Below are 24981 nucleotides of genomic sequence, written 5' to 3' on the forward strand. Positions count from 1 at the left end.
CTTCTTCAAGTAAAAGGGTATTTCTCCATCTCCACCCTACTTATATTCCTTTCTTTCTTGTCAAACTCCATGCCTATTAGATAAATTGGTTTATTCTCATTCATGTATTTCTCATAATACTTCTTCTGTTTAATCTGCTCTAAGGCATTCTTGCCTTCTTCTTTGAACTCTATAATATAGATTGCATTGTCAAACTTTAAGGTTAAGTCTATCCTTTCCTTGTTTGTTATATCTTCTGCTATCAGTTCAACACCCAATGCCTTCATATAGGCATAGAATACACTGACATAGTATCCTTCATACTCATAGAGCTTCTCACCTGTGAAGTTTGCATAAGGGATAGAAGCAAACAGAGAGATGAGCTCTTGTTTGAAGGTTTCTAAGTCTTGGTTTATCAAAGCCATATACATATTGTTGCTTATGATAGCTGAGTTGCTTGTTCTTGTCATAAAGTCTGCTATGCTTCCAAAAAGGGATAGTTCAACTTCAAGGTTTGGTATGCCAAGATAGAAGAGAATGCCTCTTGGTGTATCTTTTGCTTCTGTTATTGTCAAATACCCTGTCTGCCACATCAGTGTTTCAATGTCTATGAAGTCAACATCAAAGCTGTCAAGCATTCTGTAATCCTTGACTGCTCTCTCTAAGTTTGGCAGGTGGTATCTGTTCTTCTCAATGAGCTTAAGCAGGAATGTTGGTGTAGCTGTTGAGAACCAGTAATTGCCAAACCTGCACTGGTTGGAGATGAAAAGAAGAATGTCAAATGGGTTATAGACTGGTTCACCAAGCCATCTATAGTCATTATACCACTTCTTTATCTTGTCAAAATCAACTCCTTTGAGATGTTCTGCAAATGATGTCTCAACATCCCTTTGGGTATAGCCGCATATTGTTGCATATCTGGGATTGACTGTTATGTCGTTTAGGTTGTTTAAACCAGAAAATAGACTAACCTTTGAGAACTTGCTTACTCCTGTGATGAAGACAAACCTGATGAAGGCATCTGAGTCTTTGATTACAGAATAGAAGTTCTTTAGCTCATCCCTTATCTCTCTTGCTGCTTCTTTGTCTTCTATGTTGTCAAGGATGGGTTTGTCGTATTCATCGATAAGGATGACAACGGGTTTGTGGCGGTGGTTGACTATCTTCATTATGAATTTCCTGAACACTCCCTGTGTTGTTTCAGCATCTGGTAATTCCACATTAAGAAGCAGGGAGTTTTCTTCTAATATTTCCTTAATTCTCTTTTGTAAGCTCTCTTTGTCCTTTACACCGCCAGAGCCAAAAGAGATAGATATCACAGGATAGCTCTCAAACTCATACTTGTCGTATATATATAAACCCTTGAATAGCTCTTTGTTGCCTTGGAATATCTCTTTGAGTGTGTCAAGGAATAAAGACTTACCAAAGCGTCTGGGACGGGATAGTAAGTAATACTGCCCATTCTTGATTAAGTCTAAGGCTAAATCTGTCTTGTCTATATAGACATAATCATCTTCTCTTATCTTTCTGAAGGTTGAGATGCCGATGGGGAGTTTTTTCATCATCAACTCCATTTTTAAGTTATCGTAAAGATTATACCTATCAATAAACAAAAAGTAAACAGTTAACTATTTAACCAACGACACATTTCCAGCTATAAACTGTTTATTGCCATAAGTATAGCGATATACCCTTCCTTCCTTCTCAAACTTTTCCAATATTTCATTCAGCCTACTCTCATCCAGCGAGAATATACTCTTCAACTCGTCTTTAGAGCATGGCCTTATATTTATCAGTTTTAATATAGCCCTTTCCACATCATCTTTAAATGCGTCATTCTCTTTGTTAAACCCACCTATAAGCTCAACTTCAACGGAAGTATGCGCACTCAAATACACATAAACATCCATCATCTCTTTATCTGAGAGTTTTTCGACCCAACTCTCAGCAGGCGGCCTATCAACCGTGCCTACCTGAACTTTTGATGGCTTTATTCTCTCTATTGCATCACTTAAGGCTTTCAAATCATCCTTAGAATCATTCAAACTTCTCACAAGTAGAACTTCAAGCCACACTTCGCCTTTGAAGTCTTTGCAAAAATCAACCAAACCATCTATTATCCTTTCAATCTTAAGGCTACCGTGCGGCCTGTTTACCTTTATAAAACTACTCTCCAACACAGCATCAAGACTTGGTATAACAACATCAGCGCTCATCAAATCTTCTCTCACATCTTCCATAAACATGAGACTGCCATTCGTCAGGACTGCAACCTTAAAACCCTTATCCTTAACAAACCTTATAAACCTTCCCAAATCTTTATTAAGCGTTGGCTCGCCACCGCCAGAAAATGTAACAACATCTATCCTGCCCATCTTATCAACATTTTCAGTAAACTCTCTCTCTATGTCGGCAGGTTCAAAAAAGCTCTCTCTTTTTACAGTGAGTTTTGTCGTTTTCCCTGCTTCACAATAGACACAGTTGTATGTGCATGTTTTATAGGGTATTATATTTACACCCAAACTCAAACCCAACCTTCTTGAAGGCACAGGACCAAAAAGAAACTCCATCTCTATCACCCCATAAATATTTTTTTCACCAATCTCACAGGCACATGCTCAAAATAAACATTTAAAACATCACAGTTTAGATTGCTTATCTCACTTTTATCCATTCTCAAAATCTTATAAAAGTTTCTAAGGTTCTCACTCAATAACTTAAACTTATTTGCAACAACATAAAATGGCACATCAAACTCTCTCGACAATAAAGCCAAAGCATAACTACCAATTTTGTTTACAACAGCATCATCAAAAACTGCATCCGCTCCAATTATAGAGATTTCAACATCTCTCATAACTAAGGAGTATGCGGCATCTTCAAATAAAACAACTTCTATCCCTTCCTTCATCAGATTCTCAGCCAACAGCTCTCCTTCCCTTGCTGGATGCGAAATAGATAGATAAACCTTCTGCGGCTTTATCATTTTTAAAAGTTTCAATACACTATTCGAAAAAGAAATTGTCGCTATATTCTTTGCACCCTTAATGTGCTCATAGGCTTCATCAATTGCACTCTCTTCTGCTTTTAAAAGCTCAAACTTCAACCTTTTAAGCTCATCCTTACTCTTTGCTTTGCAAATTCTGTCAGCTACATTCAAAACCACAGCCATGCCAGACTGAGTTTTCATCATCTTTTCCATATATTCACCCAAAGGCTCAGAATCAAACAGCTCAATAGCGCAATCAATCATTTTCAAAGCTATCTGGTTGGATGATGAAACCCTATCGTAAGCAAGTTTTTCCAAAATCTCTATGCAACTCATACAAGCATTTTAATTTAATACTTTTTCATTTACAACCCAAATGAGTCTTGCATTTTTATAAAAAACTTAGTAAATTTTCACCAAAACCAAAAAAATGTGGAGGATTAAATGTTAAAAGACAAAACCATAGGCATAATCGGTGTCGGTAAGATGGGCAGTGCACTTCTTACAGGTCTATTGAATGTCGGTATAGACAAAAAGAATATTATAGTTTCAGATATATCAGACAAAGCAGAAGTAATCAAAGAGAAATATGGTGTTAGGTTTATGACAAACCCAGAGCTTGCAAAAGAGTCAGATATAATCATTTTGGCCGTTCAGCCAATCGATATATTCGAATGCTTGCAGAATATCTATCCCTTTGTTGACAACAGCAAACTCATAATCTCAATAGCAGCAGGTATAAAAGTCGAAGTTATGAGATCAATACTAAAAAAGGGAAGATTTATTCGTGTAATGCCAAACATAGCAGCAATCGTAAAACAGGCTGCAAGTGCGATATACTGTGGCCCAAGAACAACAAAAGAAGATGAAGAAGTTGCCATGGCAATTTTAGGCCTTGTTGGTGAAGTTGTTGTAATTCACAACGAAAGATACATGGACGCAGTAACAGGATTGTCTGGTTCTGGTCCTGCTTATGTGTTTGAAGTTATTGAAGCGTTAGCAGATGGCGGCGTAAAGGTGGGTTTGCGCAGAGAAGATGCTCTAAAGCTTGCAGCCCAAACAGTCAAAGGCGCAGCAGAGTTAGTCTTAAAAACAGGCAAACACCCGGCAGAACTAAAAGACATGGTTGCATCACCCGGCGGAACAACAATTTACGGCCTTGCCGAGTTAGAAAAGAGAGGCACCCGCGGTGGCTTCATAGAAGCTGTCTGGGCAGCAACAAAGAGAAGCGAAGAACTGGGTAGCTAAACCAATACAGCCACAGCCATAGCTTCATTAGATTGAGCTATTAATCCGTTTTTAAAAATACGGTTAGCCATGCTCTTTCTCTACTATCACTTTTACTCTGAGAGACTACATCTACAGTATAATACCAACCATCGGCGGCACCTTTAGCATCAATAAGCTTAACATATACTTTATAGTTTCCGAAGTCTTTTACCATATCAGGGTAATCTATTATATCTTCAACCGAAGAGTGGCTCGATAGCTCAGCTTCAGTATAACCCTTCGCTTTCATATAACTTTTACAGCTTTCGCCCCAATTATCTGTATCCTGTTGAATTTTACATATAGACTCATTGTCAGTAGAAAGACCTTTGTAATAAACAAAAGTTCCCATTGACGATATAAAGTCTTCCATTCCGCCTTTTGCTGCTTCCAAAGCCGAAGTATACTGTTTAAATACACCAGATATTTTCGTCCCAGTTATAACAAGATTCATCAATACACCTATTAATATAACAGAAATAGCAGCCAGAACAAGTGTAACTATCAAAGCTATTCCTTTTTTGTTTTTTATCATTGCAACTTCCTTTCCCTTAAGGTTATATTCATAGGATAAACAACAAGCTCTGTCATTCTCCACCTATAATGAACATCATCTCCTGTTGGAGTGAATTTTTTTATCTCACCTGTATCACTATCCCCTATGGATATAGAACCAGAGAAAGAAAAATTGGGATCTTTCTTTCCTTCCTGATAAACTATAAACACTCTAAGCTGCTTCAATTGCTTATCTAAATCGTAAAGGTCGGAAGGTAAAGATGAACTCCATTTATCTATTGTCCCATTATCATTTGTATCTAATCCAAATACTACCTGAAAATCTTCAACGCAATCAAAAATGGGCTGTCTATTTCTTTTGCCATCTGATTGATCTATAGTGGCTCTATATAATTCATAACTATTAGGACTACACCTTGATGGCATACCGTTTGCAGGTCTGTAAAGAAAGTAATCAACTCTGTTAAATGGCATATTAACGCTTTTGTCACCAAGTCCAAACACCAGATAAACCTTACCACCTACGAGAGTCAAACTGCTTAGTTTGCAAGGAGATATTTGCAAAGGCTCCATACTTTTAGGATCAATTATATTAAAGACAACATCGCTCACATCTCCACTCTTTCCCAATTCTTTATAACCATTAGAAGAGACATATCCCCAATGTTCTGTTGAACTATTCAAAGCAGCAACTGAAGACCTTATAGCAAGAACGTCAGATTGATTTGGTCCTGTATTATCTGACAAACTAAAAGGCGCGAGTGGATCACAATTAGTATTCAATGTAGAAGGGTCTGGTGTATAAGTTGAATCAGAAACAGCTTCGCTACAGCTACCATTAGTAATCCTTGGCAAACCAAAACCTGCCATTTCAATATCCTTTCTGAGAACTTCCAAAGCTATATCCGTATTCAGATTACCGCTTGCTATACCAGACTGTTGAGTTTGAATCTTTAAAATAGATATATAGCTCTTAAAGGTTATAGCTAAAACAATACCCAAAATAGCTATAACTACTAATAATTCTATTAAAGTTATACCTTTTTTACTCATGGCTTGTACACCGTGGTAGTTATAGAATAAGAGTAATCATTCCCGCCATATTTATAAGAAACAGTCACAACTACACTATTGTAGCTCCCACTATCAAATCCTAACGGGTCTGGCGCAGTTATTTTAAAAACCTCTGTAAAATTTCTGTACCTGACACTAACATTATCAGAACATTTATGCCCCGACCTTAAATTATTAATGCAAGACTGAGCTATAGTTATAGCATAATTTCTTAAAGAATTAAGAACATTATACTTTGTATACACTACAAGAGCCTTAGATAAAGCTACAAAAACAATTAAAGCTATAACTATACTCACCAGCAACTCTACAAGGGTAAATCCTTTAATAGTTTTTACACTCACCTTCACTCCATTTTCCTAAACTTATTCTAAAACGAGAAACATCAACACAATCTATACTCGCTTTGGAATTTACATCATTTATCCTTATATTGCCTGTATGATCAGCTGTTCCATCTGGAGAAAAATCTACACAATTATACCCTAAACCAATATCACCCACAAACTCATACTTTAAAGACAGACTGCCTTCTTTATTTCCATTCTTCTTTATGTAAACAACCTTGAAAGGGTTGTTTTCCCAACAAAGAGAGTATTCATCTTTAGTCGTAAAAGCCTTAAGTCTAAGATAATTAAGCTCAGAGAATATCTTTTTGGTATCCTTAGCTATACCTTGTCGTTTCACCCAACTGCTATACATCGGCACAGCAATAGACAGCAAGATAGAAATTATAACTATAACTACTATAAGTTCAATCAGACTAAAGCCTTTGTTATTCATCAGTTCTCAATCTCATACAAAATCTTTGCTGGTTTTTTAGTTGGTGGAGGAGTCCAATTAGACTTATTCTCAGGAGCAACACCACTTTTCCACTCCGTAGCCTTACCGTTTTCTTGAGTAAATGGAGTAATATTTCCTTCAGGTTTTGTGACATTGGTTATATTTATATCAAATTTTGATATCTCTCCAACAGATGTTTGAAGAAGTAATGTTCCTATTATCTTGCCCGTTTGATAGTTTTTACACTGCTGATTGGTCAATGATTCTCCAGTTGCACAGTTCATACCCCACAATCTTGACCTTCCACCAAATCCACACACATCTGATGTTGGTTGGGTTGTAGTAAAGAAAACAACATTTTCATCTGTAGTTGTTGCTCCAGTGATTGTCCTTTCCTTGTTATACCCATCTCCTTCTTCGAGAAGATTTTGATACCAACCATATCCGTTCTCACCTATATGTGAGCAAGAATCATCTGATGTATACAGACCTGACGGAGTAAAGGAACAATCATTATTCAAACAATCGTCTATTTCTAAACCATATAGTTTCTCAACTTCTCCATCCGGAGTATCATCTTTATAAAAATACCTTCCACTGCCAAAATATATAAAATGTTTTTTGAAACACTTCTCGTAATTTATAGAAGCAACAACAGGGCCTATAGGAGTTGTAAACAACTTAAAATAATCCCAATTTGCAGGGTTTAAATCAGAAGGCCTTATACCTATTACATTTCCCTTCCATTCGCCGTTTTTATACTCAACTACTCCTTCAAATAAAATATCCGTGGAACCATCTCCATTAAAATCTACTCCTTGAGTAAACAACCTACCGCCAAATGCATAGTCCGAATCCACTATATTAGACAAATCTTTCTTATACACATCAGTTACAGTAAAGAAAGCAGGATTATAACTACCATCACTATTTTTTAAAGTGCTGTTTAAAGACAGAACAAATACATAAAAATGTTGCCCAACATCTCCATTATAGTCCGTAGGTCCAGAAGAAAACATTACATAGTAATGCCAGTTTCCTTTATCATCTTTCTTCTTAATAAAAGCTGGCCCAGAATAAGAGAAACCTAAATCAGGATTACTAAACTCCCATAAAAACTTCGGTTGCGTAGGATCGGTTATATCAAGAGCAAAATACGAAGACAATCCTAAGCATCCCTCAGGAGAAGTAGATGGATCATGAGTAGAACTGTAATTTTCTGGATCAGGGCATGTATCTTCAGGCGGATTAATACAATAGGTAGAATTATCACATCCAACAGCTCCGCCGAGTCTCATTCCGCCTATTAGAATTCTTTTCTCTACATTCCCCCATTTATCTTTCATTTCTATTATGTATGGTGTAAGGTCAACAAAATACATATGACAGTAATCAGGGTCTGCAAGAAACCTGAGATAAGGTAGAGCATTTTTAGGAATAAAAGCCCACAACTCTTTACCTAAGCTACCAGTTCCAGAATCAAAAACACTATTTGTAAGCCTTCCAAGTTGGTAAGGGCCTAAACCATCATACCTATACTTACCAACCAAAAATGCATGTAACATACCGTCATTTGCACCCACAAAAGCCACAGAATAATCGTCATAATTAACTACCTTAGGAGTTGAATATATAATATCGCCAAGCTTCCAAGTATCTCCCTTATCATCTATAACTCTTTCTCTATATCCACTTATATCATTCCCGTATATATAGCTTTTAAGATTGTCAAAGGTGATAACTTTATCACTACTATTATCTATAACAATAACTCCATCCTTATTAGAATCACCAAATAGGGTTGATGGCTTATAAGTATCAGAGTTATTTAAACTTTGCAGTTGCTCAAGCGGTTTTTCAGAATCTTTCGGCAATGTATCACCAACATATGTATATATGGTTCTGTCAGAAGGCTTTTCTTCTGCAAGCTTTTTCCCTGCTTCCCATACATAGTGAGCACTATCTAAACCGTTATAAACAACAGCGGGTGTGTCAGAATATTCTACTCCGCCACAACTACTTTTATAGCCCTTTATCTTTAATTCTCCATTTTCAAAATCATATTCTATAATATAATCACCACCTGGTTTTCCGTTACTACAAATATCAAGATATTTGTTATCTATTGTATCCTCTCTTATATTACTTACATACCCGTTAAATGTATAGGCGCCATAAAACCACCAATTGTATAAAGAACCTATCCATTTCACTTTATAGGTATTAGAAGAATCCACAAATACTTTTTCAGGATAAAAAGCTGCTTGAATTATACCCATATTTACTCTCTCTTTCTCAGATAAAACAGAAGCGGCCGTGCCAGAAGAAGCTTGTTTTAAAATTTCGTTAAAGGCTTCCGTGATAGCTTTTTTCAATTCTTCAGGGTTATCACCTTCATAAAAGCCATAAGGGCCAGTGCCATCTTTATTCTGCTTTACTTCACCGTTTGAGCAATTATTCTCAAGATTCTCAGCAACAGTTAAGCTTGTGTTAGGATAACTACTCTGATTACAAGGGTAAACCACACTATGATCTCTAGAATCAATGTAATTTCCATAAACAGCCATCCATTTAAGGGCATTTGTTCCCTTATCATCAGGATTAGCAAACATACTCACAGTATATGTCTCAACCTGTTGTTTGCCCGGCAAATCCTTAACCAAGTCAGCCGTCCCACCTTTCCACATGTCGTCTATAGGCTTTATAGGATCAGACTTTGTTGTTGTATCGGGTATATTCCATTCGCCATCAGACATCAAAAGAATGAAATTTTTGGCGCAAGGAACTTTCACTTCCTTATCATCTATATTAAACTCATAAGGGTTCACATCTCCATATTTTTCTATGGTGTCACTTTTTTGAGAAAAAAGCTCTTTCATTTCATCTACAGCACATGCAGTACATGTGCCTCCACCAGGGCTTTTGGTGTTTATGCTACTAATTAACTCAGTATAATTATCAGAAAGACCAACTCTATCTTTAATGTCACTACTAAAAAATACAGCCCCTATCCTTGGTTTTTGCTCTTGTTTTTCTATCCGCTGCAAAATTCCTTCAACTTTTTTATCTGCAGGATTATATGATGAGACATCTTCCATTTTTATTAAGGCATTATTCTCTAATGTGTTAACAACTGATTCTTCAATGTAAGTGCACACTGGATTATTATTACAATTATACTTATTGGTATAATCTGAACAGCTATACCAACCACCATTCTGACATTCTCCATACCACCACGACCATGAACACACATAATTGTTTTCACAGTTCCGCCAATTGTCGTATATACTGCAACCATTCTTGCTATATACACATTCACTTATTTTTTGAGTACTTCCTCCTGTTAAAATCCATCTTAAAATATCCATTCTCGTCATATATGCAAAATTTAACTCATTACCACTACAAACCCCTGAAGCTGAACACATAGTAATATAGTAACCTTCATTATTGTAATCTTTATAGCACTCTATATCACACGAGTTTGTATCATTTGTTATTTCCCATACACCATTTACTTTTTTGTAATTTTCACCCGGAATAAAATATCCATAATAAGTCTTAGAATTATCATAATAAGGTTCTTCGTAGGAGGGACTATTTTCTCTTATCTTATAATTAGCGGAGTAATAAGCAGGAAACGACATACTTCCCGAATAGTCTAAAACAAGCATCACATTAGATGGTAAATTTGCTTGTATAAACGGTGGTTTTGCGCAATATGGGATATTTTCAGCAAGAGAAAAGTTGGATATAACAAAAATCAACACACCAAAAAATATAAATATTAACTTTTTTTTCATTATTGCCCCCTTACAGAATAAAAAGCAAATTGTCTTTTTTGTCTACAAATCATTCCAACTAAGTGTTTACCTTTTTTCTCTCTAATAACAAAATTAAGTACAAAAAGCAGACCCCTGTATGTTTTGCTCACAACCTTTAAAAAGGTAATCTTTCTTTTGGCGTCTATTTTTATAATCTTAGCTCTAACAAAAACAGGTTTGCAGTGCAAGTTCTTAATACCAACAATATCAAAAAGTTCTACTTTTATCTTTTTAATATTATTCACCTTTATTACTTCATATTTTTTTGCCTTACTCTCTAAATTCCCTGTGGCAAAAATGAGCAAAATAGAGAAGAAAAACAACCGTAAGATTTTCATTTTTTATCACCTCAATTCACAATTTTCTGAATTTATTGTTACACATTAACCGTGAAAAAATCGTGAATCAATCACCCAAAAATAACCACAACCTTAAAAATATTCCCTTCCACTTTATAATCCACAAACCATCTGTTCCTTTTAGCTACATATTCAACGATTTTCAATCCCAACCCAGAACCTGTGGATATATCTTTTATATCGTTTTCAATACTCATAACAACCTTTTTATCTACCCATACCTTTACCTTTACAAAATTCATCGAATACTTGTATGCATTTCTAAAAAGCTCATCAACTACAATCTTAAAATCCGCAGAATTCAGCTTAACTCTAATATTATCACACTCAACCAAGATAGCTACACTTTTATCTTCATACACATTCTTTAACTCTTCTAACTCTTTGCATATATTTGTCTCTTCTGGTTTCAAATTTTCTTCAAACTTTATAACACTCTTAAGCAAATTCAAATCACACTCAAACTCATCTACAACAGCCTTTAGTCTCTCAATAGCATCTACATCACTACCTATCATTTCTATATTGACCTTTTGAGCCGCTATAAAATTGCCAAGTTTATGAGACAAAGAAAGCACCACAAATCTTAAAAACTCTTCTGATTCATGCTTATATTTAAGCATTTTCTTAAGAAGAAAATGAACAATAAGAATAACAGTTAAACTCAAAGCAAACTCCCACAAAAGCAAAGTGTAGAGAAATTTCAAGAGTTTATTTTTTATTCTATCTATATTCACAAATACATACTTACTCCCTTCCAATCGGTAGAGTACATACCCTTCAGGTTTTTGCTGAGTCTCAACTATCTTTATATAGGAAGGCAAATGTTTATCTCCTTCAGACTTATAAAGTTTTATATAGGCTTCTATCTCTCTCTTGTAATAATCAACTATACCATTTTTAAAAAACAACACCACAATAGCATCTATAGCCACAAGCCAAAAAATCACGCTTGCTATCGTAATAAGGATTACCTTATCTTCAAACGCTATCCTTCTAATAAAATATATCCCCTTCCTTTTATGTTCTTTATCCTATCCTTACCCAAAACATTCCTTAACCTTTTTACATATGCCCTTATAGAATCTTCTCCCACATCACTACCATCCCATACATACCTTAAAATCTCATCCACAGACACAACTTTTCCCTTATTCTTTACGAAAAGCTCCAACATACTCCACTCTTTCTGAGTAAATCCAACGACTTCGCTGTTCTTTTTGGCTATCTTATTATCTAAATCTATACAAACATCACCAATAATATACCTATTTGAATACACTCTTCTCAAAATGGAATTTATTCTCAAGATGAGTTCCCTTGGTTCAAACGGCTTAGTTATATAATCGTCAGCTCCAAGATTAAAGCAATCTTCTTTGCTTTCTATCCCAACCTTAGCCGTCAAAACAATAACAGGTATTGAGTATTTTTTTCTTATTTTAGCCAGCAACTCTTCGCCTTTTGAAAATTTCAATATCAAATCCAAAACAATCAAATCATAGTGTTTGGAATTGAGAATAATCATTACATCTCTATCATCTTCTATCCAATCGCATAAAAAATCATTCTTATTCAAATATCTCTTTAAAGCATCACCGAGATATTTATCATCTTCAACAAGCATTATCCTGTTCATAAGAACCTTCCTGTAGAAATCCTTTTATTATTTTTATCATATTACACTTGCTCCAACAAATAAAATTGAAAAACCTAAACGCTTTTGGTATATTCTGCTAACTAAAAGGCAAGTAGGAGGAAGTATGGTGGAAGTAGCAATTGAAGATGTTAAACCTTCAAGAAAGAAACTTCAGATAAAGGTTGAACCAGAGAAAATTAAACAGAAAAAGGACGAGATTGTAAACGACTTCAGAAAAAGCGTAAATATAAAAGGATTTAGAAAAGGTAAAGTGCCAAAAGAGATTATCTTAAGAACATACAAGGAAGATATAATAGAAAACACAAAAAGAGAATTGATTGCAGAAGCTTATGAGTTTGCCATTCAAGATAACAAAATTGAAACAGTTGCAGACCCAGTATTTACTGAAATTAATTATGACGAAGAGAAAGGCCTAAGTTTTACAGCCACAGTCGATGTGAAACCAGAGTTTGAACTTAAAGAGTATAAAGGCATTGAGATAGAAGCAAAACCTATAGAAATCACAGAAGAAGATATAAACAAAGTTATAGAGCAGTTAAGAGAAGCATTTGCAACACTCGAAGATAAAGAAGATGGTGTATTCGAAGAAGGTGATATAGGTATTATCGACATAAAGACATTTACAAAAGAGACACACTACCCAATAAACGACTTTGGCGGAGAAAATTTGCCTGTCGAACTTGGTAAAAAACAGCTCATTGAAGAGATAGAAAGCCAGCTTGCGGGTATGAAGGTTGGCGAAACCAAAAAGATAGAAGCAAGCTTTGACAAGGAGTATCCTTTAAGAGCACTAAAAGGCAGGGATGTCGTATTTGAAGTAACGCTAAAATCGTTAAAACAGAAAAAACTGCCAGAACTAAACGACGAGTTTGCACAGAAAATCAACAAAGAGTTCAAAACCTATGATGACTTAATTGAAGACATCAAGAAAAGATTAAAAGAGAACAAAGAGTTAGAAGAGATAGAAAGACAGAAGAATGCACTGTTAGATAAGTTGCTTGAAGAGTATGATTTTGAGCTGCCGCCGAGCCTTGTTGGTCAAGAGACAAACCAGATGATAATGGAGTATGTAAAAAATATGTACTATGCAGGCGTTGATGTAAGCTCAGATGACTTCAAACCACAAGCCCTAAGAGAAAAATTTGAACCCGAAGCAAAAAGAAGGGTAAAAGCAACATTCATACTGCTTGAGATAGCAAAAAAAGAAGGCATCGATGTATCAAGCGAAGAGATAAACGAAGTTGTATCTCAACATGCAAACGCAAATAGAAAGACATTCGACGAGATGTATAAAGAGTATCAGGAAAAAGGCATTTTACCTTTAATTCAGATGGAGATACTGGGCGATAAAGCCCTTGACTTTGTCTATGAAAACGCAAAAATTATAAAACCAGAAGAGAATAAAGAAGAAAACAAGGAGAAGGAAGAGAAAGCATGAATCTTATACCGATAGTCATAGAGAAAACACCACAGGGAGAAAGGGCATACGACATATACTCGCGCCTTTTAAAAGATAGAATTGTAATGCTAAACGGCGAAATAAATGATGATGTTGCAAATGTTATCGTAAGTCAATTGTTGTTTTTAGAAAGTGAAGACCCAGATAAAGATATATTCCTATACATAAATTCACCTGGCGGTATAGTAACAGCAGGCCTTGCCATATATGATACAATGCAGTATATAAAATGCGATGTTAATACAATCTGCATAGGTTCTGCAGCGTCAATGGGAGCATTAATCCTTGCAAGCGGAGCAAAAGGCAAAAGATTCTCGCTTCCGCACTCAAGGATAATGATTCACCAGCCCATTGGTGGAATAACAGGACAGGCAACAGAGATAGAGATACATGCAAAGGAGATTCTAAGACTTAAAAAGATTCTAAATGAGATTTTAGCAAAACATACAGGAAAAAGGGTTAAAACCATTGAAAAAGATACCGAAAGGGATTATTTTATGGACGCAGAAGAAGCTTTAAAATACGGTATCATCGACAAAATAATTTATTCAAGGGAAGAAGAGGAGAAAAACAATGAGACCAATGGACGGAAATGACGGGCCTGCAGGACCATTAAGATGTTCATTCTGCGGCAAAACACAAGATGAAGTAAGGAAATTGATAGCAGGGCCAGGTGTTTACATATGTGATGAGTGCGTTGCTTTGTGCGAAGAGATACTGGCAGAAGACGAAGAGATAAGCAGAAAAGACGACAAATTAGTCCCATTAACGCCCGAAGAGATAAAAGCAAAGCTTGATGAGTATATAATAGCTCAAGATGAAGCAAAAAAGATTTTAGCCGTTGCAGCATACAACCATTACAAACGAATAAACTCTATCCAGATAAACAGAAAGAAAGACGATGTCGAGTTAGAAAAGAGCAATATCTTGCTCATAGGCCCAACAGGAACAGGCAAAACCTTAATAGCGAAAACGCTTGCCAAAATACTCAATGTGCCTTTTGCAATTGCTGATGCAACAAGCTTAACAGAAGCAGGTTATGTCGGAGAAGATGTCGAAAACATACTCGTAAGATTGCTTCAGGCAGCAGATTACAATGTCAGCCTTGCTCAAAAAGGCATAGTATATATAGACGAGATAGATAAAATCTCAAGAAAGAGTGAAAATCCTTCAATCACAAGAGATGTCTCAGGTGAAGGAGTGCAACAGGCTCTGCTTAAGATAATCGAAGGCAGCATCGTTAATGTCCCACCATATGGCGGCAGGAAACACCCGCAGCAGGAGTTTATACAGGTTGATACAACAAACATTCTGTTCATCTGTGGTGGAGCATTTGAAGGGTTGGAAAACATCATAGCAAGAAGAATAAGCAAAAAAGCTATAGGATTCACAAACCCTGTAACAGTTGATAAAAAGGAGAAATACAACCTATTAAAACAGGTAACGCCAGAAGACTTGATGAAATACGGACTAATCCCAGAGCTTATCGGAAGATTGCATGTTGTTGCAACGCTTGAAGAGTTAAGCGAAGATGAACTAGTTAAAATTTTAACTGAGCCGAAGAATGCATTAGTAAAGCAATACACAAAGATGCTTAAGATGGATGATGTAAAGCTTACGATAACAGATGATGCCTTAAGAGCAATAGCAAGAAAAGCGATAGAGAGAAAAGTCGGTGCAAGAGGCCTAAGAAGCATCATGGAGAGCATAATGGTTGACTTAATGTATAAAATACCATCAATGAAGGATGTTAAAGAGTGCATCATCAACGAAGATGTTGTCTTAAAAGGCAAAAAGCCAGTATTAGTAAAAAGCAAAAAGAGTGCATAAATGGAACAGTTTAAAGGAACAACGATTATCTGCTTAAAAAAAGGCTCAACTGTTGCCATTGCTGGTGATGGGCAGGTAACACTTGGCAACACGGTTATTAAATCCAAAGCAAGAAAGATAAGAAAACTTTACAACGATAAGGTTATTGTGGGCTTTGCAGGTGCTACAGCCGATGCTTTTACGCTTTTTGAGAAGCTTGAAGACAAGCTTAACGAGTATGCAGGCAATCTAACAAGGGCAGCTGTTGAACTTGCAAAAGAGTGGCGAACAGACAAAATTCTAAGAAGATTGGAAGCGATGCTTATAGCTGCTGATAAAGACAGCATCTATTTAATAAGTGGAACAGGCGATGTTCTTCAGCCAGATGAAGATGTTGTTGCTATAGGTTCAGGCGGCAATTATGCCTTAAGCGCAGCTTTAGCACTCATAAAGCATAGCAACTTATCGGCAAAAGAGATAGTTGAAGAGTCAATGAAAATAGCATCAAAAATCTGCATATACACAAACGAGAATATAACAATAGAAACACTGGGAGAAGATTAAATGGAAGAGAAACTCACGCCTAAGAAGATAGTCGAGCTATTAGACAAATACATAGTAGGACAGGCAGAAGCAAAAAAAGCTATAGCCATAGCCCTAAGAACACGATACAGAAGACACAAAGTAAAAGGCGACATAAAAGACGAGATAATGCCCAAAAATATACTAATGATAGGTCCAACAGGCGTGGGTAAAACAGAGATTGCAAGAAGAATAGCAAAGATAACCAATGCACCATTTGTTAAAGTTGAAGCAAGCAAATTTACAGAAGTTGGATATGTGGGAAGAGATGTTGAGTCAATTATCAGAGATTTAGCAAGAATCAGCTATGAGATGGTAAAACAAGAAGAGCTAAAAAAGGTTGAAGATAAAGCAAAAAAGGAAGCAGAAGAGAAGGTTTTAGATATACTTGTGCCACCACTTAAAAACCAGTCCATCTATAACAACGAAGAAGAAGAGCGACTAAACCGCACAAGGGAAAAGTTTAGAGAAAAATTAAAGAACGGTGAGCTTGACGATAAGATTATCGAGATAACAGTAAGCCCACAGAGAGCAGAACAGCCAATGCCTTTTATAGAGATAGCGGCAGCACCAATTGATGAGATAGACTCAAGTCTAAGGGATATGCTTGATAACCTTATACCAGGCAGAAAGAAAACAAGAAAGGTAACAGTCAAAGAAGCTCTAAAGATATTCCAAGAAGAAGAAGCTCAAAAACTAATAGACAAAGATAAGGTTAAAGAGAAAGCTATAGAAAAAGCATCAAACGACGGAATAGTATTCATAGATGAGATAGACAAAATCGTGAGCAAATCGTCATCGACAAGTGGGCCTGATGTATCAAGAGAAGGTGTGCAAAGAGATCTATTACCTATTGTTGAAGGTTCAAGTGTAAATACTCGATACGGCATTATAAAGACAGACCACATTTTATTTATCGCAGCAGGTGCATTTCATCAGGTAAAACCAAGCGATATGATTCCCGAATTGCAGGGAAGATTCCCTATAAGGGTTGAGTTAAAACCACTAACAAAGGCAGATTTTGTAAGAATCCTAAAAGAGCCAAAAAATGCTCTAATAAAGCAATACAAAGCCCTGCTTGAGACAGAAGGCATTGAGATAAACTTTACAGACGATGCAATCGAGAAGATCTCAGAGATAGCAGAAAAGATTAACAAAGAGACAGAAAACATCGGAGCAAGAAGACTTCATACACTCCTTGAAAAACTGCTTGAAGATATCTCGTTTGAAGCACCAGATACAGACAAACAGATAACAATCGATGCAGCCTATGTAGAAAACAAACTTGCAAACATCGTTGAAGATAGAGACTTAAGCAGATACATACTCTAAAATAAAAAAGACTTTCAATTTTATCATCATAAATGCTAAACTTATAAAAAATACACTAAAGGAGCAACCCATGAAAACCCGTATCTTCAGAAACAAAAAACTCATAGACAGAGATAAAGAGATAAACTTCTTCCTTGATTGGTTCAATCAATTACCAGAGTTAATACTTTGGGTTTATGGCCCAAAATCTTCAGGCAAAACAACACTCATTGAGTATGTTGTTGAAAAAGAGTTATTTGAAGATTTTGAGAACTTAAAACCCAAAGGTAATTGGTGGGTGAAGTATATAAACTTAAGAAGATATCTAATAAGCAACTATTCAAGTTTTATAGAAGCAATACTAACACCAGAGAAAGATGACAAAGGCAAGAAAGAAGAGAAACTCTCAGCAAGCTTCAACATTGGAGTATTCAACATAAAAGCAGAACTGCTAAATGAAGTAAAAAACAAAGAGAAAGACTTATTCAAAGTTCTAATGGAAGAGATACAAAACAGGGTAAAGAAAAACAGACAACCTATAATCATCATAGACGAAATCCAAACACTTGAAGATATATACATAAATGGAGATAGAGAACTACTCAAAGAGTTCCTAAACTTCTGTGTCTCTTTAACAAAAGAGACACATCTGTCTCATGTTGTTATCCTAAGCTCAAACACTGTGTTTATAGATAGGATTTATAATGATGCAAAGCTAAAGAAGACAAGTGAGTTTTTTAAGATTGACCATTTAGATAAGAGTATAGTTGTAGAGTGGTTAAGTTCTGAAGGATACACAGAAGAAGAGATAAATCTCATCTATGACTATCTTGGTGGTTGTATTCCAGATATACAAAGAATGATGATGTTAAAAGACAAATACAAAAGCATTAAAGAGTATTTAGAGCATAGGGCGTTTTTGGCATATACTGAGATGGTTGACTTACTCACAAACGAAGAAGACTTCAACAAAAGAAAGATATTTAAAGAGATAGCAAAAGAGATAGTAAAAAACGGCAGATTTATAGCAAAAGAAGAATTACCAACGCAGGTGAAGAAGATTATAAATTTTTACGCTGAAAAAGAGATACTCTTTTATGACCCGCTTACATTGGAAGTTAAAGGAAATAGTAGGATTTATGAGAAGGGGATGGAGAAGTTGGAGTTATAGATTAGGAATTTTGAATACTTAATGTTTATGAAGCGGATTCAAGTTGGTTTATTAACAGGAAAAGATTCAGAAAGTTCCATTATAAAATCGCAGAGTTTGTCTATTCCCTTTCTCTTTTTGGAAGATGTGAGAAAGTAATTTAAACTGCCGAATTTTTCTTTCAAATACTTTATATTTGATGATATGTCTTTTTGGGTGCTTTTATCGGTTTTTGTAAAAACGACACTAAATGGTCTTTTGTAAAACTTAAGCCACTCAATAAACATCACATCGCTATCCATCGGTTTATGACGCGAATCAATTAAAACAAACACATGATAAAGAAGGTTTGAGTTTTTCAGATAATCTTCAATCGTTATTCTCCATCTGTTTCTCATCTCTTTAGACCTTCTTGCATAACCATAGCCCGGCAAATCAATAAAATAAAATCTCTCATTTACTTCAATAGCATTTATCAGTATGGTTTTGCCGGGATTTTTGCTCACATAGACTATTTTTCTTCTTAATAAAGCATTTATCAAAGAAGATTTACCAACATTACTTCTGCCTGCAAATGCAAACTGCGGAAGACTAAGCAAACGGGCAGCTGACTCGAAGCTGCCCTTGAATTCAGCCTTTTTAAAAGCTAAACAACCCTTAGGCTCACTTCGTTCTTCTTCGTGTCCAGAATCACCAATGTTCTTCTGTTCGTCAAGCATCCACACAACTCTCCCGGGTTGATAATATACCCTTTTTCAGTCTCTCTTAAATCTATCCTATGAAGATGGCCATAAAGCACATAGTTATACTCTCTTGCAAGCTTATCTATACCAAACGGCTCATGCATCAGAATAAACTCTTTGCCGTCAAGCTCAATCTCAAACGGCGGCTTATGCAATTTCCCTTCACTCTTTTGCTGCAAAAATAACACTTCGCCGTCATTGTTGCCAAATACACCGATAAATTTACTATTCAACTTATCAAAATAGTCGAAACAAAATGGAGACACAATATCACCAAGATGGATAGTTAAGTCAACACTCTCTTTATTCAATAAATCAACGACGAGCTTTATTGCTTCAATATTATCATGAGAGTCAGAGATTATTCCTATTCTCATATTTCAACTTCACCCACAGCCTTTGCTATTAAATCACCCATCTGCTGGGTATTTACCTTTCTTGTGCCTTCACTGTAAATATCCGGAGTTCTATAACCCATCTTTAAAATCATATCAACTGCCTTCTCTATTGCTTCGGCTTCCTTGTCAAGTTTAAATCCATACTTCAACATCATAGCAGCAGACTCAATCTGCGCAATTGGGTTTGCTATGCCAAGGCCGGCAATGTCAGGCGCAGAACCATGAATCGGCTCAAACATACCTACTTCTCCACCAATTGAAGCAGAAGGCAACATTCCGATTGAACCGGTTAACATGCTCGCTTCATCAGACAGGATATCGCCAAAAATATTACCCGTCACGATAACATCAAACTGCTTCGGGTCCCTAACAAGCTGCATAGCCGCATTATCAACAAGCAGATGATTATACTCAACATCGGGATAATCCTTCGCCACTTTTTCAACAACATCACGCCACAATTGAGAAACATCAAGCACATTCGCCTTATCAACACTTGTTAACTTCTTTCTTCTCTGTCTTGCAAGCTCAAATGCAAGCCTTACGATACGCTCTATCTCTGGCTCAGTATAAATCATCGTATTTATGCCTTTTTTTACGCCATTCTCTTCAACAATGCCTTTGGGCTGACCAAAATAGATTCCACCGGTTAGCTCTCTGACAACGAGTATATCGATACCCTTTATCACTTCTGGCTTTAGTGTGCTTGCATCGACAAGTTCATCAAATACTTTAGCTGGTCTTAAATTGGCAAAAGCGTTAAGTGTTTTTCTTATCTTCAACATTCCCGTCTCTGGCCTTTTCTCTCGTGGCAGATTATCCCATTTAGGCCCGCCAACAGCACCAAAAAACAGAGCATCGCATTTTAAAATCTTCTCAACTTCGCTATCAGGTAATGGGTCTTCAAACTTGTCAACTGCACATCCACCAATATAAACCTTCTCATACTCAAACTCATGCCCAAATCTGCTTCCGACTTCATCTAAAACCTTCAAACCTTCTGCAACAACTTCAGGCCCTATTCCATCGCCTTCTGCAACAGCTATTTTAAACTTAGCCATATCTCACCTCATACATTTAATAGTTTCTTTGCATAACCAAAAAGACCGCCGCTTTCTATCAACTGCTGCATAAATTCGGGTATTACACTCGATTTAAAAATCTTGCCGTTTTTCAAAACAACAATCTCGCCTTTTTGCGTATCAACTTCTATCTCATCGCCCTTTTCAAGCTCGTCTGAAACATCAGACTCAAGTATGGGCAACCCTATATTAAACGCATTTCTATAAAAAATCCTTGAAAAAGACTTAGCAATCACACACGCAACACCGCTTGCTTTTATGGCTATTGGTGCATGCTCCCTGCTTGAGCCCGAACCAAAGTTATAACCAGCAACAATTATATCACCTTCTTTTACCTGTTCTGCAAAGTTCTCATCTATATCTTCCATGCAGTGTTTTGCAAGCTCTTTCGGGTCTGAAGTATTCAGATACCTTGCAGGTATAATAACATCTGTATCAACATTATCGGGATATACCCAAACTCTTCCTTTTATTCTCATTTTATTACCTCATCTGGATGAATTATTTTGCCAGCTACAGCACTTGCAGCAGCAACAGCAGGCGAACTTAAATAGACATAGGCTTTTTTAGAGCCCATTCTTCCGACAAAGTTTCTGTTTGATGTTGATATACAGACTTCACCGTCAGCAAGAATACCCATATAGCCGCCAAGACACGGCCCACATGTCGGTGTTGAGATAACAGCACCAGCTTCAAGAAAAATATCAAACAAACCTTCTTTTAATGCCTGCTTATATACTTCAACTGTCGCAGGAATAATGATAAGTCTCACATATTTTGCAACTTTATTGCCCTTTAAAACCTTAGCCGCTTCTCTTAAATCGGAGATCCTGCCGTTTGTGCAGCTGCCGATAAACGCCTGGTCTATCTTTATATCTTCCTTTATCTCGCTTATGCCCTTTGTGTTTGACGGCAGATGCGGAAAAGCAACCTGCGGCTCTATATTTGAAACATCTATCTCGATTATATCGCTGTATTCTGCATCATCATCACTTTTTAGAATCTCATACTCACTTCTGTCGATATCTCTTTCTTTCAGATACTCAATCGTTATATCATCAGGCTCAATGATGCCGTTTTTTGCTCCAGCTTCAACAGCCATATTGCACATTGTAAGCCTATCTTCCATAGATAATTCTTTTATCGCATCTCCTGTAAACTCCATTGATTTATATAAAGCTCCTGCAACGCCGATTTTACCTATCGTATAAAGAATCAAATCCTTGCCGTATACCCATTTATTGCGTTTACCTTTATAGATGAATTTAATAGACTCAGGCACCCTAAACCAGCTTTTGCCTGTTGCAAAGGCAAAACCAACATCCGTTGAGCCCATACCAGTTGCAAAAGCACCCAAAGCACCATGTGTGCAGGTATGAGAATCAGCACCGACAACAAGCATGCCAGGTTTAATATAGCCCTGCTCAGGCAGAAGTGCATGCTCTATCCCGACTTCTCCTGTCTCCCAATACAACGGTAAATCCTTTTCTCTAACAAAATCACGCATTATTTTGCACTGATTTGCAGAATTGATATCCTTATTCGGTGTAAAATGGTCTGGAATTAAAGCAACTTTATTTTTATCAAACACATCAACGCCAAGTCTTTTAACAAAATCTATGGCAATAGGTGCTGTTATATCGTTTGCAAAAGCCAAATCAACATCAGCCAAAACAATCTCGCCAGCTTTTAGAAAATCCCTATTGCTCTTTTTAGCCAATATCTTCTGAGAAATGGTCATTCCCGCCATAAAAACCACTCCTTACACATTGAATATCGATACACTATCGACAAGCTCTTTGATATGGTCGTTTAAAGCTTCAACATTATCCTTTAAGGATGCAACAGCTTCGACAAGTTTTTTGGACTCATCTGAGTTAAATTGAATCTTCTCAATCATATCTGTTGAACTCTTCTCTATTGCTTTAATTGCATCTGCTATATCGCCTGTTGCTTTTTGTGATTTTTCAGCTAAGCTTCTAACTTCATCTGCAACAACAGCAAAGCCACGGCCGGCTTCTCCAGCTCGTGCTGCTTCAATTGCAGCATTTAAGGCGAGCAAGTTTGTCTGGTCTGCTATATCTCTAATCAATCCAACAATGCCTTCTATATTCTTGGTTGCTTCACCTAACTGTTTTGCCAACTCAACAAGCTCGCTCTGTGATTTTTGGAAAACATTCTCATTCCAGTCTGCAACCTGCTGCACTCCTTCTGCTGTTTTGTATGATATGTCATTTGCAACTTCGGCAGAGTCCTTTATGCCTTTAACAACAACTCTTAGATTCTCTATAATTGAGTTGATTGGACCTTCCAAATCTTTAAGCTGATTGTCTTCTGGTATCTCAATCGTGTCAGACACATCGCCTTCTGCAACCCTGTTTAGAATATCCCTTATTATCTCTATATTCTGCTCAAGATACCTTCTCCTCTCTTCGAGCTCCTCCCTTAAATCTCTCATTATAACATAAACATATATAACCTGTCCGTTTTCAACAATCGGCATTGCATTAACAAAAACAGGAATCTTTTCACCACCTCTATGCATTATGGTTGCTTCACCAACAACAACTTTCTTTTCATTTAAACTTTTAATAACAAGTTTACAAACACTGCATTCTGGTGGATTCTCAGGCCAAAGTACCTTAGCAGCAGAATCAATATTAAATAACTCGTTATAGCTCCAACCTGTTATCTCTTCGAAAGCCTTATTGAAATACAAAAACCTTCTCTCAGGGCTGACAGCAAAAATTATAAAAAAGTTTTCTCTAAAAAATCGCCAACAATAGACATCTGTGGAATAAATCTTGCAAAGCTTCTCAACCCTTTCTACAAAGTCGCCTTCTTTTAGTAATTTTTTATCTTCTTCAGAAAGCTCCTTAGCCTTATCAGACAAAACTTCATTAACTAACCTCTCTATTACCTCAGATTTCATCTGATGATTCTCAATCTTCTCCCTTTTCTTAGAGAAAAACATAACTCCTCCCCCTTTATTTAACAACAAAAACTTTCTCTTTTAACAGTTTGTTATTTTTATCAAAAATTTCAAGTTTCCATACACCTTTCATCGAAGGATAAATAGTTTTATAAGACCAAGTTCTAAATCTGTTATAAGGTTTAACAGGAAGTTTTATATCAAAGTGCCTATCGTTAAGCACCCATCTCATAACTATATAAGTGGAGTTTTTTACATTTTTAAGTTCAACAAGACACCAAATTCTTTTTGCTCCTCTAAACTCATCAGAAGGATTCACTACTTTTCTATTTTTAACCCCAGTTCCACAAATTATATTACCAACAGACATAGAATAAGTCTTAAAACTACCCATAATAACAGTTGCAAAAAACATCAAGATGATAAATTTAAACACTTTTCTCAACATTGCAACACTCCTTGGAAATAATTTTTTAATTCTTAAGAAAATTTATATAAAAAATTAAATAAAAAATCCACCTTCTTTAACTTCTAACTACTCAAATTATTCTCTGCTTACTCTCAAAAATCACTATATATATTATCCATTAAAGTCTTTCGAATTTACCGCTTTTGCCACCTTCTTTGTAAATAAGACGAATGTTCTTTATCTCTATAGCCCTGTCAATGGCTTTACACATATCGTATATAGTTAAAGCTGCAATACTCACAGCTGTCATTGCTTCCATCTCAACGCCCGTTTTGTGGGTTATCTTGACTTCTGAGAATATCTTTATAGTGCAGTTCTCATCATCCATCTCAAAGTTTATATCAACACCTTCAAGATTCAAAGGGTGGCACATTGGTATAAGATATGGAGTCTGTTTTGCTCCCATTATTCCGCCAACTTGAGCCACAGCCAGAACATCACCCTTTTTCACCTTTCCTTCTTTTACGGCACTATAGGCTTCCTTAGAGAGCTTCACTTCACCATAAGCCTTAGCTATACGCAGAGTATAGTCCTTAGCCGAAACATCAACCATCTTTGCTCTTTTCTGTTCATTAAAGTGCGTAAATTCCATT

General features: G+C 36.3%; 26 protein-coding genes and 1 pseudogene. 7 read left to right on the top strand and 20 right to left on the bottom strand.

What is annotated here, in order from left to right; genetic code table 11:
• Positions 1-5 precede the first annotated feature (5 nt).
• From G415_RS0103980 to G415_RS10675, 3 genes are all read right to left on the bottom strand, one after another.
• Positions 6-1544, bottom strand: a complete 1539-nt coding sequence (locus G415_RS0103980) for an ATP-binding protein (RefSeq protein ID WP_238321442.1) — start codon at positions 1542-1544, stop codon at positions 6-8.
• A gap of 63 nt (positions 1545-1607) precedes the next feature.
• Positions 1608-2549 (bottom strand): radical SAM protein, encoded by a 942-nt coding sequence (locus G415_RS0103985; RefSeq protein WP_022670301.1) that lies wholly within the window; start codon positions 2547-2549, stop codon positions 1608-1610.
• Positions 2550-2554: 5 nt separating this feature from the next.
• On the bottom strand, positions 2555-3304 hold the full coding sequence (locus G415_RS10675) for an eIF2B alpha/beta/delta subunit family protein (RefSeq protein ID WP_022670302.1): 750 nt from the start codon (positions 3302-3304) through the stop codon (positions 2555-2557).
• A gap of 108 nt (positions 3305-3412) precedes the next feature.
• Here G415_RS10675 and proC point away from each other — a divergent pair, with 108 nt between their 5' ends.
• Complete coding sequence (proC, locus tag G415_RS0103995; protein ID WP_022670303.1) at positions 3413-4216, top strand: pyrroline-5-carboxylate reductase; 804 nt, start codon at positions 3413-3415, stop codon at positions 4214-4216.
• A 40-nt stretch (positions 4217-4256) separates the two neighbouring features.
• Here the strand turns inward: proC and G415_RS0104000 are convergent, their stop codons facing one another.
• The 8 genes from G415_RS0104000 to G415_RS0104035 form a co-directional block, all read right to left on the bottom strand.
• The gene (locus tag G415_RS0104000) at positions 4257-4772 is read right to left on the bottom strand and encodes a pilus assembly PilX N-terminal domain-containing protein (RefSeq protein ID WP_022670304.1); all 516 of its coding nucleotides are present in this window, start codon (positions 4770-4772) and stop codon (positions 4257-4259) included.
• On the bottom strand, positions 4769-5806 hold the full coding sequence (locus G415_RS09755) for a PilW family protein (RefSeq protein WP_022670305.1): 1038 nt from the start codon (positions 5804-5806) through the stop codon (positions 4769-4771). Before G415_RS09755 ends, G415_RS0104000 begins: the two co-directional genes overlap by 4 nt.
• A complete protein-coding gene (locus tag G415_RS0104010; protein ID WP_022670306.1) occupies positions 5803-6171 on the bottom strand; it encodes a type II secretion system protein in 369 nt (122 codons plus the stop codon). Before G415_RS0104010 ends, G415_RS09755 begins: the two co-directional genes overlap by 4 nt.
• Positions 6152-6610 (bottom strand): prepilin-type N-terminal cleavage/methylation domain-containing protein, encoded by a 459-nt coding sequence (locus G415_RS0104015; RefSeq protein ID WP_022670307.1) that lies wholly within the window; start codon positions 6608-6610, stop codon positions 6152-6154. Before G415_RS0104015 ends, G415_RS0104010 begins: the two co-directional genes overlap by 20 nt.
• Complete coding sequence (locus tag G415_RS0104020; protein ID WP_022670308.1) at positions 6610-10416, bottom strand: VWA domain-containing protein; 3807 nt, start codon at positions 10414-10416, stop codon at positions 6610-6612. Before G415_RS0104020 ends, G415_RS0104015 begins: the two co-directional genes overlap by 1 nt.
• Positions 10416-10775: a hypothetical protein gene (locus G415_RS0104025; RefSeq protein ID WP_022670309.1), complete on the bottom strand. Its 360-nt coding sequence runs from the start codon at positions 10773-10775 to the stop codon at positions 10416-10418. Before G415_RS0104025 ends, G415_RS0104020 begins: the two co-directional genes overlap by 1 nt.
• A gap of 71 nt (positions 10776-10846) precedes the next feature.
• The gene (locus G415_RS0104030) at positions 10847-11746 is read right to left on the bottom strand and encodes an ATP-binding protein (RefSeq protein WP_022670310.1); all 900 of its coding nucleotides are present in this window, start codon (positions 11744-11746) and stop codon (positions 10847-10849) included.
• A gap of 38 nt (positions 11747-11784) precedes the next feature.
• Positions 11785-12432, bottom strand: a complete 648-nt coding sequence (locus G415_RS0104035; RefSeq protein WP_022670311.1) for a response regulator transcription factor — start codon at positions 12430-12432, stop codon at positions 11785-11787.
• A gap of 127 nt (positions 12433-12559) precedes the next feature.
• Here G415_RS0104035 and tig point away from each other — a divergent pair, with 127 nt between their 5' ends.
• From tig to G415_RS0104065, 6 genes are all read left to right on the top strand, one after another.
• Positions 12560-13891 (top strand): trigger factor, encoded by a 1332-nt coding sequence (tig, locus tag G415_RS0104040; protein WP_162138533.1) that lies wholly within the window; start codon positions 12560-12562, stop codon positions 13889-13891.
• Complete coding sequence (clpP, locus tag G415_RS0104045) at positions 13888-14508, top strand: ATP-dependent Clp endopeptidase proteolytic subunit ClpP (RefSeq protein WP_022670313.1); 621 nt, start codon at positions 13888-13890, stop codon at positions 14506-14508. Before tig ends, clpP begins: the two co-directional genes overlap by 4 nt.
• Positions 14495-15742, top strand: a complete 1248-nt coding sequence (gene clpX / locus G415_RS0104050; protein ID WP_026939566.1) for an ATP-dependent Clp protease ATP-binding subunit ClpX — start codon at positions 14495-14497, stop codon at positions 15740-15742. The genes clpP and clpX overlap by 14 nt, the downstream gene beginning before the upstream one ends.
• A complete protein-coding gene (hslV, locus tag G415_RS0104055; RefSeq protein ID WP_022670315.1) occupies positions 15743-16285 on the top strand; it encodes an ATP-dependent protease subunit HslV in 543 nt (180 codons plus the stop codon).
• A complete protein-coding gene (gene hslU / locus G415_RS0104060) occupies positions 16286-17635 on the top strand; it encodes an ATP-dependent protease ATPase subunit HslU (protein WP_022670316.1) in 1350 nt (449 codons plus the stop codon).
• A gap of 70 nt (positions 17636-17705) precedes the next feature.
• Positions 17706-18785: an ATP-binding protein gene (locus G415_RS0104065; RefSeq protein ID WP_022670317.1), complete on the top strand. Its 1080-nt coding sequence runs from the start codon at positions 17706-17708 to the stop codon at positions 18783-18785.
• 38 nt (positions 18786-18823) lie between these two features.
• Here G415_RS0104065 and yihA read toward each other — a convergent pair whose 3' ends face one another.
• From yihA to moaC, 9 genes and pseudogenes are all read right to left on the bottom strand, one after another.
• On the bottom strand, positions 18824-19483 hold the full coding sequence (gene yihA / locus G415_RS09760) for a ribosome biogenesis GTP-binding protein YihA/YsxC (protein ID WP_022670318.1): 660 nt from the start codon (positions 19481-19483) through the stop codon (positions 18824-18826).
• Positions 19411-19884 (bottom strand): metallophosphoesterase, encoded by a 474-nt coding sequence (locus tag G415_RS0104075; protein WP_022670319.1) that lies wholly within the window; start codon positions 19882-19884, stop codon positions 19411-19413. Before G415_RS0104075 ends, yihA begins: the two co-directional genes overlap by 73 nt.
• Positions 19881-20966, bottom strand: a complete 1086-nt coding sequence (gene leuB / locus G415_RS0104080; RefSeq protein ID WP_022670320.1) for a 3-isopropylmalate dehydrogenase — start codon at positions 20964-20966, stop codon at positions 19881-19883. The genes G415_RS0104075 and leuB overlap by 4 nt, the downstream gene beginning before the upstream one ends.
• Positions 20967-20974: 8 nt before the next feature.
• Entirely contained in the window at positions 20975-21466 is a 492-nt protein-coding gene (locus G415_RS0104085; protein WP_022670321.1) for a 3-isopropylmalate dehydratase small subunit, read from the bottom strand.
• Entirely contained in the window at positions 21463-22737 is a 1275-nt protein-coding gene (gene leuC, locus G415_RS0104090; protein WP_022670322.1) for a 3-isopropylmalate dehydratase large subunit, read from the bottom strand. Before leuC ends, G415_RS0104085 begins: the two co-directional genes overlap by 4 nt.
• 12 nt (positions 22738-22749) lie before the next feature.
• Positions 22750-23445, bottom strand: coding sequence for a methyl-accepting chemotaxis protein (locus G415_RS11400; RefSeq protein WP_420319350.1), 696 nt, complete (start codon positions 23443-23445; stop codon positions 22750-22752).
• Positions 23422-23961: pseudogene (locus G415_RS11405) on the bottom strand (PAS domain S-box protein); the annotation flags it as partial. The gene G415_RS11400 and the pseudogene G415_RS11405, both read right to left, overlap by 24 nt.
• A 13-nt stretch (positions 23962-23974) precedes the next feature.
• A complete protein-coding gene (locus G415_RS09770) occupies positions 23975-24367 on the bottom strand; it encodes a DUF2914 domain-containing protein (protein ID WP_022670324.1) in 393 nt (130 codons plus the stop codon).
• Positions 24368-24506: 139 nt separating this feature from the next.
• On the bottom strand, positions 24507-24980 hold the full coding sequence (gene moaC, locus G415_RS0104105; RefSeq protein ID WP_022670325.1) for a cyclic pyranopterin monophosphate synthase MoaC: 474 nt from the start codon (positions 24978-24980) through the stop codon (positions 24507-24509).
• Position 24981 lies beyond the last annotated feature (1 nt).

This window comes from Hippea alviniae EP5-r, assembly GCF_000420385.1.
Taxonomy (GTDB): Bacteria; Campylobacterota_A; Desulfurellia; order Desulfurellales; family Hippeaceae; genus Hippea; species Hippea alviniae.